We start from the raw sequence: 14,009 nt of genomic DNA on the forward strand, positions 1-14,009 counted from the left end.
ATCCCGTTCGACCGGTGTGCTAACGGAAATGCCGCTCAGTTATCAATCCTCACTTCGAATCGCTGCTTTTGGTGCCGCTGTCGCGACCTGACACCACATATCGACACTGCCGGCTGAGGCTCGCTTGCTTTGATCTGAGGCATGAAATGATGGCGACGCGATCCGGTATGTGGTTGCTGCAATGGCGGAACGCGTCCTCCATGCAAGCCTCTTTCTCCTTTTCAGTCGGCGCTTGATCGCGCGCATGCACGGGATCGGGAATTGCAGCTGTCAATATGGCAGCAAGAGCGATCGCGCCGTAGGTAGCGTTGAGGAGCGAGGCCAAAGCGATCCGTTGGCTTTCAGTCATGATATCCTTTCAAGTCGGTGAGGCTGCGATTGTCGTCCTTGCATCAGGCGAAGGAGACCGTTTAACCGGGGAGAACGCGCCGGGTGAGCAATCATCGCTGTCAGGAAGCGGCTAGATTGTCGAAGACGGTCCCAATTGTCGAGGATCGTACAATCTGACGCAGCGTGCGGTTCAAGCCTCTTAGTGGGCGCCAGCTAAAGATGTTCTGGATGATCTACACCGACGCTACGAGAGAGCGTCTCGGTTGGAAGATGGCAGGTCGTATCACTGAACGAGGGATTTGCGTGAGGCCGGGACGGCGTGAGTGTCAGCGCATAACCAGAGATGCTGCTGTCGATTGTGCCGTGGCCGTGCGCCTCGGTCTTACGTAATTGTACGGAGTTCTAGCGTCGCATTTCCTTGATCTGCGGATTGCATGCTGACCACCATGAATCCGAAAAGCAAACTCTACGAACCCGATCACTGGCGGGGCCGAGCTGAAGCAACGCGAAAGAAAGCGGAAGCACTCGCTTACGGAAGACCCAGAGATAGGCTTCTTAAGATCGCGATGGAATACGACAAGCTCGCTCGGCGGGCCCAAGACTGGCAAGCGCGCCGAACCGCCGACGATAGTTGGCCCGACTAAGAGTTGTGAGGACTCACTTCGCTTCGACGACCGGTCCCGCCGATCGGCTCGCAATTCATTATGAGGGCGATGATGCTCAGCGCCGGGCAATGCCGGTTGCTGGCTTGTATGCAGTATGCGCAGATCTGCACAGCGTGGGTCGGGATCCCGGGGGGAGACGAGGTGGCTGTGTGGGATCTGCTAATCGCGACACACTGGACACCGATCGCCCGATTCTTGTTGCCATTCGTGTGCGTGGGTTCGCAGAGCACTTGTTCGCCCGCAGTTGTGGATCTGGTCGGTAATAGCCGACGTCACTCCAGGCAGGATACTGATGGACTCGTGGCAGGATGTTGATGGGCTCATCGGTTTCGCCGATCCCGATATGTCATCCTCTTGCGTCCGCTATTACGTTTGCGTCGGAAAGGCCCGACGGGGTGCGAGGTAGTTGCGCTAAGTGTCGCCCTGGAGCTTGCCTAAAAACGGAGTTCAACTGTCAAACTGAGGGCGCGTCTGTTCCATCCCCCGCACTGATTGGATCAGTGCGGGCCCAAAAAGGCTTCGAGAAGCGCATGTGCGCCACCTCGTTCATCGTGACTGTCGCCAGTGCATCGCGTCCGTTCGCTCAAAGGAGCGCTGTAGTGATCCAGTAGATACCGGCCCAGAGCAGCGCATTTAAGAGCAGCCCGACCAGCGGCCACAGGTTCCACCGCCTTTGCGCTTGCAAAGAGCCGAAATCAGCGACGTATTGCCTCGTCATGGGTTGCTTTGGTGTGCGCCAATGCATCATTCACCACACGACGCGCTGGCACGCGAAGAATCGCGTTTCTTTAGAAGTCTCGTGTCATTCATGAGTTCGCGGTGTTCTTTCAAGGATCGAGAATCGAGAAGCTGTTTGCCGCGTGACAGGCATCCGGCTTGGTTATTTGGATCGCGCTTCGTCAGCTCAGGCGGGGCGTTACGAATCAAGACCTACGTCGCGTTGTGAATTGGCCCTGGATACAACGCGTCTTGTTGATTTGGTGTCTCGTCACCAGAGCAATCAGTATGCCATGACCGGAGAGGTGTTGCGCCCTCTTTTGACACAGAAAAAATGATGTCCGTCGGCTCCGGTGCAATGGATTATCTGCCTGTAGTAGAGTTTGCGACATCGATGCCTGAAATCAAACATTAGCCGGTAGAGTGAATGCGCCACCAGCGCTATACTGGCGACAGTGCGTTAGGATTTGCATCTCTTGATAGTCTGAAGGAGCGGCGATGGTCGACGTTGAGAGTCGATGAGATGGACTAGTCATCTTCCCTGACGGCTACCTTACGAAGAAGCGCTCGAAAGAACTTGATGGTATTAGCCCCAATATTTCCGGTGGCCGGCCGTCCTTACTCTAATGCGAGCTCGGCCGATTTAGCGCTCATACGGCTCGAGCATCGTCACATAGATGACGCATTGGCACTGTTTCACACGCGGCGAGAAGCGGGTGCTGCGATCTATCGGGTACAACATGGCAGTACGGCGCCGAGGCGCAGCCCTGGAATTGTCACGCGTTGGCCACGTGGTTTGCGAGCCGTAATGAGATGAACAAGCAAGCATCAGAGGCGATCATAAAGAGCTGCCAGGATGACAATCGATTCATCGGCCACGAGTTGATGGGCCGCTATCGGACCGCTTCATATGTTCGAGCAGATCGTCCGATGATCCGAACGGGCAGCCAATGAACGATTGTTTTTGAGGAGTCAGAGGCCCAAAGGCAGATGTGCTGTTGCTAAGGCAGGCTCTGTTCGGCGGTGGGCGCGCGTGAGGCGGCTCGACTTCGTGACGGAGTTGTTCGGCGGGCTCGCCCATCGGGTTGCGATGAGCTTGGAAATCCATCTGTAGGCTGTGTCGCATGGAGCGGAGCGTGCAGGGCCCGTATTCAGCGTCCGTGAGAGCATTCATCTGGTTCTCATCCGAAAACCGATAGTAGGGGAGCAAGTAATGATGAACATCTGCGGCTTTCTCAGCAGATGGTTCGCTGAAAAGTGGTTCTGGAATGCTGCGCTGCGGACTGAGCTGGCGCCAGTTCATCAGCTTCCGGACAATGTCATCTATGTGGACTTCAAGGCGAACCGGGAAGCAAAGGAGGGGGCGTGCGAGCGCAGATTATAGAGAAGCTGGAGGCCGGCCGGGTAAAATACGGCCGGTTCGCCAGTGTGCCCGGATCGGGCCCTCATGGCCTGTTTCTTGTGCAGGGGCCTTGCGGGTGTGAGCTCAAAATCAGTGGATTAGTTCGTCCTAGCTGGGAGCACGTCGCTGTCTCGACGCCGCGGCGTTGTCCAAACTGGGAGGAGATGTGCTTCGTAAAGGACCTATTTTGGAACGAAGAAGAATGCGTGATGCAATTGCATCCGCCGCATTCGCAATATGTCAATAACAGTAGGTATTGTCTGCATCTGTGGAAACCAATCCATCGGGACATCCCGATGCCGCCAGCAAGCTTTGTGGGCATCGTCGGGTTAGAGCCATCCGAAGCGGCAATATTGTTCTCACGAATGAGCGCAACGGCATGACGAGGACAACGATTTCCTGAAGAAAAGATCCGAGCCGGTGCCGCTGGGTTGGTTCTGCATCGCCGGAAGGCAGGGGGCCGCGGACATGTCGGGGCTTTCCGCCAGTCGCAAGTGCGGAAGTCTTGCCTCTGATATCCGCACACCACGCGGGAGTGCTCTATAAAGTGGACGCAAGAGATGTTTCATGTGCTGGAGCAGCCCGTGCCATTGCGGGCGGGATGATGATTGTTTTCAGCGGGGGCAACCACTCCGGCCAGAACTGCGTGCTTGTCGGCCGCTGCCCTGCGTCTGAAATCGGAAGCGGCGGTTGAAGCGTGGGCTCGCCGAATAATCGGGCTCGAGTGCGACGCTCTTCCAAAGCTTATCAGTTCGTCAGCTCGTCGACAGCTTGCAGCAATATCATTCGTAGGCAGGGCGTGAGCTCCCCGCACTCGCTTTAGACTAAACGTACGCTGAAGAGACAGGCGAACCATCATGTATAATCGAGTTGGTGGCCAATCGATACGCTCTGATCAGGCCGACGAATCAAATCAGTCCGCTGACACTGGTAGCTTTGCGCAAGCGCTTACCGAGTGCGTGCAACGAGAGAGCTTGCCGCCTGAGGAGTTGTCTGACCGAATGGGACTCTGCTGCAGCAGGCCTCATACCTCAGACGCAAACGTTTACAGCCCGGGCTCCTCGAGCCCCAGCACGTCCTCTCTGTCCTCAGATTCCAATCCGTCCTCTCCGGGGAGGCCGATTCGTCACCTGTTTCAATACAGGACGGCTGAATTGCCCGGGGCCAATGTCAACGGCATCTGCGTCGGTTTGGCAGCGGAGTGGCTCCGCAATCAGCACAGCAGCCCTGCATCCCGAATGGGCGCGCTGCGCCCGGGCGCTGAAAACCATGCCTCGGCGGCGGTGCGGCAGCGGCGGTATGAAGATATCAAGACTGAGTTGCGAAACGACAGGGCGGGAGGTTCTCACAACCTTCAGGCAAAAAGCACAATGCTGCGCGAAGCGGGTTTGGAGCCAGCTGACGAACAGACGCGATATAGGTTTGGCTCATCTTCGCGTATTGCCCAGATAGTGAACGAAGTCACCGCCGACCCGTCGATTTATTTACTCGGCTTACGGTTCGCCGCAGGTGGCGCACACACTATGGCAACGTCCACGTCGAATGGAATGACGACGCTCTTTGATCCCAATTATGGTGAGTTTACCGTTCGGTCGGACCAAATGGGTGAGCTGTTCAAAAGCCTCGCCGACCGCTACAGCAACCTGAATGGACATGATATATCGACGGTCGTCACACAAAGGATGACCTGAGCATCGGGCTTTCAATCGGCCGTTCCGACCGTGCCCGTGTCCTTCCCGGTTTTCGCGGAACCGAGCCGAATCGAGAGCGGCCGCGCCCCGTTGAAGTGGGGGGGGGCGCACTGATAGCTGCGTCCTCCTTTAGCATGCGACAATTTGCTGTAATGGAGCTCATGGCGGCCGCGAAGATGAAGGCACGTTGATATAGCGGCCGCCCGACATCGATAGGTAGCCCATCCAGCCGTTTGCTTCGCCGCGAGATATCGGACGTCGGATAACTCGTGCATTCCTTGGACTACTAATGTTCCTGGCTGCTATGCTGACACTCCGGCACGTTTGGGATGAACTGTCAGGCACCACGGCCTCTGGTGTGAAAGCGTGTTCGGCTTCGAGAAATCACAAACGGCCTGGACTTCGTTTCGGGAAGCGCGCATCTGCGGCGTCACCTTTGCCGTGATCCACAATTGCAGCGTGCGTTTGGCTTGCCCCCTCGTCAGCTTTTCGAAAGCCAAGCCTCTTAGCATAGGCTCTCGTCTCTCGATTGATGCGGCCTATGACTGAACTGGTGGCAGTAAAAGCCGGGCGGATCTGCAAGAGATTATGTTCTCAAAACAGAAGGAGAGCTGTATGGATTTTAACCAGATCGACGGCGGTGGATCCCCAGGGTCTCCAGCCACGGCTCTCAATCCGCTCCCGGCCGAATGGTCGAGAGACCGGGCCACTTGGGTCTCCTGCCTGACACCGACGATGCCGGCCAGGGTGACAGTTCGAGGCCGAGGCACAAAATCGTGGCCGCCAAAACCGATGTCACCAAGCCGACTATCAGCGGCGAGTCCGCTGTGAATGGCGCCCGGAACCTAGGCCGGACGATCCTGACCGACCGAATCCACCGATTGACGCCGTCGAAGCCCTGACACGCTCGTCTGCTGAAACAACTTATGGCGCGGACACGGTTGATGCCCGTTCGTCGAAGACCACCAGCCGGTGATGGCCAGCCTAATGGCGTCGCGCATGCGCAAGTCAAACCGCCTATGACCACTCTCATCCGGCTTAACCAATCCAACGAAACTACTCCGATGAATCCCGAGTCGGCTGTACGCTAATCAGATTTCCGTCAGGTCCAGGGCATATCTTCGGCGCTAGAGCGCACAATCGTACAAAACTGACTCGCACGTCAGGTTAGTGGCGAGTGACGTCCTGTCAACGCGGCCAAGGGGCTCCGCTCTGAAGCAAAAGTCGTTGGGGCCGACGCCGCAGGCCTCTATGCCACCGTCGGAATCGGCGCATTCTAGCTCGCATGGGAGATTGATTTTGACGAGAGCCGACTGGAGAGCGAAGGAAGCCCGCGGATCAGAGATGGACTGGTCCAGCCCTGAAGCAGATCTTGGCGGCGGAAACGATCGCTCGAAGTTCAGTTCTGTCTTACAGGGCTTGCGCTCTGAAAATCAGGACCTGACTGCGGGCTCGGCCCGAACGCCGACTTCGGCCAGCGATGCCCGACGCCGCACGTCAACCGATCCTTCCGTGAATACGCATGTCGACGAGCCAGCTTTGCGGTATTTGGCGCATCGCGGCGCGCCAAATTGGGAAGAAAGTGCGTCGCGTTCCGGTGCCGAGAGCCGCCGTGCCGAACAGCCCGGGAGTTCACGAGGTGCCTCTTCCTCGCACGGGCAATCTATATCGGACCTGGAGGCAGCGCCAAAGCGGCGGCGCCTGGATTATGTCGCCCCGCAGGGCAGGCAAGCCGCGATTTCAGAACAGCAATGTAACGCCGCTCTGGACGCCATTTATTTCGCTCGCGACATTGTCGAATTTTCACGTGCAGTGGTGGAAAATGACAAGCGGCTGCAGCGGGAGGACGAGAAGATCCGTGCGGTCTTTGTGCAAAAGGCTGCCGCCCAGTTCAGGAGCCAATTTGTCACCCACTTCGAGGACGATATCCGCCGCGGGGAATCCTGGGGCTACGCCACGGCATGCAACGTTGTGAGCCGCGAGGCCGGCGGTCAGGAAGGCCTCGAAGCTTGCAAAGCGGTGGCATCTCGGGTGTCGCAGCTTTCCAATACATTAATGCGCGAACTCAAGCCCGCTGCTCTTGCGCTGTTCGCGACATCATTCGGTCGGCAACAGCAGTCGAAGACATGCCGCAATGGAGTCATCAGAATCGCTGAGTTTTGTCGCGATGAACCCAAGGTACTTGCCGGGGCGAGTGACCAAAATCTCTCGCTGTTGGTGAACGGTTTCAGCAAGTGGACGCAGGAGGCGGGCACTCGTGAGGGCACGGAAGCTATCGCTCGCGTGGTCCGTCGTGCCGGCCGCAACAGCGAGCTCTCTCATTTTGAGCAGAAACATTTGGCGATGCTTGTGAACGGGTTCAGCAGATGGCCGGACGCGCCAGACTGTCGCGACGGCACGTTTGCGATCGCGTCTGAGGTTCTTCGCCGCCGTGAGTTCACTTTGTCCGGCTTTGAGCCGCAGACACTGGCGATTCTGGTAAGCGGCTTTAGCAAGTGGCCGGACGAGGCGGACCCGCGCGAGGCCACATTGGCGATCGCGAGTGAGGTGCTCCGCCGCGACCGCCGTGCTCGGCTCTCGGAATTCAATCACCAGAATCTGGCTAACCTGGTGAACGGCTTCAGCAAATGGCCGGACGCGCGGGACTGTCGTGACGCTACGCTTGCAATCGCGGGCGAGGTCCGGCGCCGCGGCGCCCGGCATTTTGAGAGCCAACACTTGGCGATGCTTGTGAACGGCTTCAGCAAATGGCCGGACGCGCGTGACTGTCGTGACGCTACGCTTGCGATCGCGGGCGAGGTCCTGTGCCGCGGCGCCCGGCATTTTGAGAGCCAGCACTTGGCGATGCTTGTGAACGGCTTCAGCAAATGGCCGGACGCGCGTGACTGTCGTGACGCTACGCTTGCGATCGCGGGTGAGGTCCTTCGCCGCGACCGTTATGCCTCGCTCTCTAAACTCACTCACCAGCAAGTGGCCAACCTGGTGAACGGCTTTAACAAGTGGCCGGACGAGGCGGATACGCGCGACGCCACGTTTGCGATCGCGGGCGAGGTCCTTCGCCGCGACCGCCATGTCCGGCTCTCTGAATTCACCTACCAGGAACTGGCTAACCTGGTGAACGGGCTCAGCAAGTGGGCGGATGCGCCGGACTGTCGCGGCGCAACGGTTGCGATCGCGGGTGAGGTCCTTCGCCGCAGCGCCCGGCTCTCTCAGTTTATTCCGCAGGAGCTGGGGAACCTGGTGAATGGCTTCGGCAAGTGGCCGGACGCGCCGGAATGTCGCGCGGCGACGTTTGCGATCGCGGGTGAGCTGCTTCGCCGTGCCGAACTCTCCCATTTTTCCCACCAGCACCTCGCTAATCTGGTAAACGGTTTCAGCAAGTGGCCCGACGCGCGGGACTGCCGCGAGGCCGCGTCTGCGATCGCACATGAGGTCCTTCGCCGCGGCACCCAGCTCTCTCATTTTACTCCGCAGGAGCTTGCGAACCTGGTGAACGGCTTCAGCAAGTGGCCTGACGCGCCGGACTGTGGCGACGCTACGGTTGCGATCGGGGGTGAGGTCGTTCACCGCGGCGCGCGCGGTGAGTTCGCACTCTCTGGTTTCAATCATCGGGACTTTGCGCACCTGGTGAACGGCTTCAGCAAATGGCCGGATGCGTCGGCCTGCCGCGGCGCCACGTTTGCGATCGCGGGTGAGATCCTTCGTCGCGGTGCCCGGCATTTTAGCGACCAGCACTTGGCGATGCTTGTGAACGGCTTCAGCAAATGGCCGGACGCGCCGGACTGTCCCGAGGCCACGTTTGCGATCGCGCGTGAGGTCCTTCGCGCCGAACTCTTCGATTTTGCCCCGCAGGCACTGGCAAACCTAGTGAACGGGTTCAGCAAGTGGCCGGACGCGCCGGACTGTCGCGGCGCGACCTGTGCGATCGCGCATGAGGTCCTTCGCCGCGCCGAACTCTCTGATTTTACCCCCCAGGGATTGACGAACCTGGTGAACGGCTTCAGCAAGTGGCCGGAGGCGCCGGACTGTCGCAAGGCTGCGTTTGCCATTGCGGGTGAGGTCCTCCGCCGCGGCGCGCGCGATGAGTTTGCACTCTCCGATTTCAATCGTCAGAACTTTGCGAACCTGGTGAACGGCTTCAGCAAATGGCCGGAGAGTGAGGATTGTCTCAAAGCAACAATGGCAATCGCCCAGGAAACCCGTCAGCATCAGCTCTCCAATTTCTCTCCGCAGGCAGTGGCGAACCTTCTGAACGGCTTCAGCAAGTGGCCTGGGGAGCCGATATGCTGTCAGTCCACCATGGACATCGCGCGCGAATTGGGAGCTGGAGCGCAGCGATTTAGTGTGTTCACCACGCCTGAGCTGGCGATGCTCGCCAACGCTCTGTCCCGAACGATCATGAGGGCGGAGGAGAGTGGGGAGATTACGGATGCTGCTCTGCCGAAGGATCGGTTACACAAGCTCGCCCACTACCTGCACTATGATAATGATCGCCTGTTGAAGGCTGAGGTTCTGAGCATCACGAACATTTTCAAGGCGCTGGGTAAGGTTGGCCTATTCGATGATCTCGGTTTGCTCGCGCCGACAGGCTTGAGTCGGCTCTCTGAATTGCGTTCAGCTCCTGGTTTTTCCGCCGAGAACAACCTTGAAACTATGGGTAATCTGAGTGCTGCTCTGCTGCCGCTCGCGCGCAGCCCAGAGAAGCCACTGCGCTGGCACCGCAGGCAGGCCCTCAACGTGCTCAACGACCTTCAGCCCGTGCTCGAGCAAAAGATCAAGGCGCATCTGAACGCGGGCGATGCGGAGCGGAGCCGTGGGCCCCTTGCGAGCCGGAGCCCCGCTTTATCGATCTATCAGACGCTCAAGGCCCGTGCGGCGCTGGAGAGATTGTTCAGGTCACCCTATGTCGAGGGCAACGGGGCAAATTTACGGGCCAGGCAGAAAGAGCTGCAGCGCGGCACGAGAGAGATCCTGGCAAGCGCTCGCGACCTGATTCAAGACGATCTGTCCAGCATGAGCTGGAATCTGATTGCGCAGATCGAGGCGGATAGTCCAGTGGATGCGCTGGACTTATTCATGGAGCAGGATGCGGCGGCGATCCAGGCGCAACGTCCTCCGTCGGTGTTCGACGTGCACCAGGTATTGCGAGCCATGGACCACGCCCCGAGGTCTCCGCAAGGTGAGGCGGGACTGATGCAGTTGCCGGTCGTGGACATGCATGGGCGGCCGTTGGCCACGGAGCCGGAGACGCGGTACTCGATTTTCCATCGCCTGACTTCGGGGGCCCTGCCCGTCGTCGCGGTACAATTGCCGGCACCCCCGAGCGCCTTCATGCTGGCGCGTACGGTAAATGTAAACGGTATTCCATACCGGATTGACTTGTTCGGCGGCAGCAAGTTAAAGCCGCCACGATTAACTGTGTCTCAAATTGCGACCCGCGCCCCAGACGAGCAAGCAAAGCTTTCGGGGGGAAAGCTGCTGGCGATTCCCTATGCCGAAACCGGGCCGGGTACAGCATTCGAGCAGCTGTCGCGCGCGTGGGCCCCTTTCAAAGAGGCCTATTATTATACTCAGCGCAGAGGCTTTGCGGCGCCGCCGGCGATCAAAGGTCTATCACCCCACGACTCCGCGCTGGAAGGCGCCTTCAAACTGGCGCTGCTGCCTGACCGCCCTGCCAACGAGGAGCATCCCTTCCAGCTGAGGGGGGCGGCCGGACCCATTGCATTGCGACCGCACGACGGCTGCGGCTTCATCCGGGCCTCGCTGGCCAAGCTTATGCCAGCTGTTTGCCGCGCCGGCGAGCAGGAAGGTCCTGACCGCGTGCAGGCCTTTGCCGAGGGAAGGAGAGCATCCCTGCCAGCGTCGGCCTTGCAACATTATCCGCGCAGCGAGCAAGTAGCGGATGAGGCCCGGCGGAAGGCGATGAGCTGGCTTGAGAGTCGGGTAAAGCAAGAGCTGACGTCGGAGGAGCTGTTTCGCGTCGTAACAGCCGCGAATATCAATGGTCCGGGCGCCGTCGCCGTCCCATCCGCTGATGGCTGTCTGCATGTGCCGAGGCTCAAGAGCGAAACATTGACCGGTGGTGGCGTGCTGATCGGGCGATCGCCCTACGACAAGCCCAACCTCCGCCCGTTCGCCCCCGATCGCGTCAGGTCAGCTGCGGACGGGGACCCGACTGCGGCGTTTCTCGATCAGTGCGTGACCATACAATACAGCTTCAACGTCGCCCAGAAGTCGGGGGAGAAGCTGGCAGTCGATGATCCGACTTTCTTCGCCAAGGGGCTTCTGATCGTGGTGCCGGATGAAATGTGGCCGGCCGACTTCGCCGACCGTGGCTTGGTGATGTCCGCCGAGGACGTCAAGTGCCATTCGAGCTGGATCAAGGGCAAGGACCGCGTAACGGCGGACAGCGCGCTCGATTGTATCGGGATCCTGCAGGCCACTGAGATCTTCGCTCCGGGGTCCCTGGTTGCCATCCCGCCTGATGAACAGAAAAAACTCGACGGCGACTTCGATGGCGATACGGCCATTATCATTGCCGACCGGCCGCAGTTTTACGAGCATGTCAGGCAATTCGACCAAGAGGAGCAAGCTAGCGGCCTCCGCTCGCTCAAGCCGCCAAAATCCCATACCCCGGCGATTGAGGACGGTCGCTATAATTTCGGTCGCGCCAGCCAGATTCTCGCCGCCACGCGGAACGTTCTGGAAACCTATACCGGCCTGCAGCGAGGCTTTCTGGCTCAATCAGATGAAGCCCGGCAGTGGTTTGCCGAACGTGCCATATTCGGCACGTACGAAGGCATTGACCGAGAGCTCAAGCGAGACATTCGCGGCCTGCTGGAGCAGGAACAGGTTAGTGCTCACGACGTCCGGGACAAGCTCGAGAAGGCGCGGCACGACATTGAGCTGGCACACCATCCCGTCGCGCGCGAGACGGCCGAGTTGCTTCTCACCGAACTCGAGGCGTGGGCGGCTGGTCTCGACCAGCAAGTCCCGCCCGAACTCCTGCCCGAAACAGCCGCTACTGCGAGTGAGAGACAGCTCGCAATGAGCCAAGAGCTTTGCGAGCTGTTTCCGCCGCTTGCCGAGACCTATCCGGCAACGGCTCACCCACGGGACCGCGTCCAGCTTCTGGTCGATCGTTACCCTACGCGCATCGAGCCCCGACCGGATGGTTACATGCCGCACGACCTCGTGCAAAGTGCAAAAAACCTGCTGAGCATCGGCATCAAAGTCGGAACTGACGCCTACAAATCCGACACTGGCGCTTACGCCTTTATGATCAAGAGCAGGCAGCTTCAGCGCCTGTTGCAAGAGACACCCGGGTTGAAGTCGGCTCCATACACCAAGAGCTTGGCGGCTACCCTCAACCAAGGTCGTTTCGATGTCGATGCGGCCTTGGAGGATCTCAAGGACAATCCGACGCTGGCGGCTTCGATCATGCAAGCCTCGATCAAGCTCGCTGCCGAGCGGGGGATTCTGCGCGAATCCTCGGATCTAACGCTTGCTACCGAAGATGTCGCAACCACAATCACGTTGACTCGCGAGGAGGCGACACAGCGCGCCCAAATGGAGGTTTCCCGCGCTCAAGCCGAAGAGAAGGACATCACGCGGACGGCAAAGGCGGTTGCCGAAGCCCTTAAGGGGGCCGGCATCGAGGTGAAGATGCCCCATTTGGCTAAGCGTCTTAGATCGCCAAGCTCAATGACAGACGAGCTCACCGGAATCCAGGCCAGCTCTGAGGCCGGCGTCCAGCTTTTCAACAACGCTGTACGCCACGTCTTCGAATTCTCTGACAGGGATTTTACACGTGCCTTCAAGAAAGCCATTCTAGCGTTCGAGGAGAGCGGGTATAGCGAGGTCAGCACGACTAACTGGTTCAGGACGCGATCGCGGACCTTCGCTGGCATCAAGACAGTGTTCGGCACGCCTGGCGGTTACCGTTTTGAGCTCGAGTTTCACACGGCAGACAGCTACAAGGCCAAGCTCGACAATCATGAGACGTACAAGGAGCTGCAGAAGCTCAGACGGCTGCAGCGAGGGAGCGAAGAGCCCCCGGATGAGTCTATAGCCGAGCAGCTCCTGGAGCGCGTGCGAGGGGCGTGCAACAGGGTTGTCATCCCGGAGGGTGCCGCAGAGATCCCCCATTGGGAAGCCGAAGCCGGCAATCGCGTTAGCGCTCGCCCTGCTCGTGTGTCGAACGTGACCCGGCCGACACGCGCAGCGAGGTCGGCACGCGCTACAGAGATTGTTGGCGCCCTCGACAACCGCCCGATCGTGCTCGTTGGCATGATGGGGGCCGGGAAATCCACTGTGGGACCTGCACTCGCAAAGCAGCTGGGGCTGACGTTCGTCGACTCCGATAAAGAGATCGAGGCGAAGACTGGCAAGTCCATAACCAGGATTTTCGCGGAGGACGGCGAGGCGCATTTCAGGGATCTCGAGGCGAATGAGATCTGCCGTCTGCTCGATCGGGGGCCGCTGGTGCTCGCAACCGGTGGCGGAGCCTTCATGTCCGAAGAAGTCCGCCGTCGTGTCGGCGAGAAGGCGGTCTCGATCTGGCTTAATACCAACGAGGACGTGATCAGGCGCAACCTGCGACACGACACCAACCGTCCGAAAATACAAACCGCAGACCGGGACGAGATGATCACAAAGCTGATGGAGCAGCGCAATCCTGTGTATAAGCTCGCCAATCTCACGATTGCCCCACAGGACCGGCGCGAACTCAAGAGCGCGGATGCTTGTCTTAGCGAGCTGCACGGCTATCTTTGCGCCGGTGGCGGGCTAGACGCCGGGCAATCTGGCTCGGTTATGGAGGAGATGCCATGATCCACGTCACTATAGACTGCTACGGCTTCCGTCAGACAATCCATCGCAGTGCTGGATCTGTGCTCGATTTCCGTCGACACCGCACGACTTGTGATGTCAAACGTTTCAAATCGGGGTTTGTACCCGGGAGCCCTGGCCGATGCCGGCTTCGTTGACGGCGCCACGGATTTGCCAGCTGACGATATCGCGGCCGACTACGCTCTGCTGCACGAGCAGTTGCGAGGCATGATCAGTTTCTTGCTGCGCAGACGCGGCTGGTTGAGCCCAAGCAAAGTCATCTGCTGGCAGCGAAATGACCTTCAGGAAACCTCAATGGGGATTGTCCACGACCAGAAGGGGATGTCCCGGGTTCTGTTGAATTTCTGAAGAGGT

6 protein-coding genes are annotated in these 14,009 nt (G+C 59.2%); 5 read left to right on the top strand and 1 reads right to left on the bottom strand.

What is annotated here, in order from left to right; genetic code table 11:
- Positions 1-49: 49 nt before the first annotated feature.
- A complete protein-coding gene (locus ACVMDN_RS05445) occupies positions 50-349 on the bottom strand; it encodes a hypothetical protein (RefSeq protein WP_245313956.1) in 300 nt (99 codons plus the stop codon).
- 2,576 nt (positions 350-2,925) lie between these two features.
- On the opposite strand from ACVMDN_RS05445, the gene ACVMDN_RS05450 reads away from it, so the two are divergent.
- The 5 genes from ACVMDN_RS05450 (at position 2,926) to ACVMDN_RS05470 (ending at position 14,003) form a co-directional block, all read left to right on the top strand.
- Positions 2,926-3,096 (top strand): hypothetical protein, encoded by a 171-nt coding sequence (locus ACVMDN_RS05450; RefSeq protein WP_253603399.1) that lies wholly within the window; start codon positions 2,926-2,928, stop codon positions 3,094-3,096.
- Between the two features lie 77 nt (positions 3,097-3,173).
- Positions 3,174-3,497 (top strand): DUF7694 domain-containing protein, encoded by a 324-nt coding sequence (locus ACVMDN_RS05455; protein WP_420866004.1) that lies wholly within the window; start codon positions 3,174-3,176, stop codon positions 3,495-3,497.
- Between the two features lie 618 nt (positions 3,498-4,115).
- Positions 4,116-4,805 (top strand): YopT-type cysteine protease domain-containing protein, encoded by a 690-nt coding sequence (locus ACVMDN_RS05460; RefSeq protein ID WP_256558789.1) that lies wholly within the window; start codon positions 4,116-4,118, stop codon positions 4,803-4,805.
- 1,344 nt (positions 4,806-6,149) lie between these two features.
- Positions 6,150-13,637 (top strand): shikimate kinase, encoded by a 7,488-nt coding sequence (locus ACVMDN_RS05465; protein WP_456835512.1) that lies wholly within the window; start codon positions 6,150-6,152, stop codon positions 13,635-13,637.
- A 93-nt stretch (positions 13,638-13,730) separates the two neighbouring features.
- Positions 13,731-14,003, top strand: a complete 273-nt coding sequence (locus tag ACVMDN_RS05470; protein WP_069279871.1) for a hypothetical protein — start codon at positions 13,731-13,733, stop codon at positions 14,001-14,003.
- Positions 14,004-14,009: the final 6 nt, after the last annotated feature.

This window comes from Bradyrhizobium sp. USDA 4510, assembly GCF_054059095.1.

Coding starts and splice junctions, on each gene's coding strand:
- ACVMDN_RS05445 (WP_245313956.1), bottom strand. CDS start 349: ATGACTGAAAGCCAACGGATCGCTTTGGCCTCGCTCCTCAACGCTACC.
- ACVMDN_RS05460 (WP_256558789.1), top strand. CDS start 4,116: ATGGGACTCTGCTGCAGCAGGCCTCATACCTCAGACGCAAACGTTTAC.
- ACVMDN_RS05465 (WP_456835512.1), top strand. CDS start 6,150: ATGGACTGGTCCAGCCCTGAAGCAGATCTTGGCGGCGGAAACGATCGC.
- ACVMDN_RS05450 (WP_253603399.1), top strand. CDS start 2,926: ATGATGAACATCTGCGGCTTTCTCAGCAGATGGTTCGCTGAAAAGTGG.
- ACVMDN_RS05470 (WP_069279871.1), top strand. CDS start 13,731: ATGTCAAACGTTTCAAATCGGGGTTTGTACCCGGGAGCCCTGGCCGAT.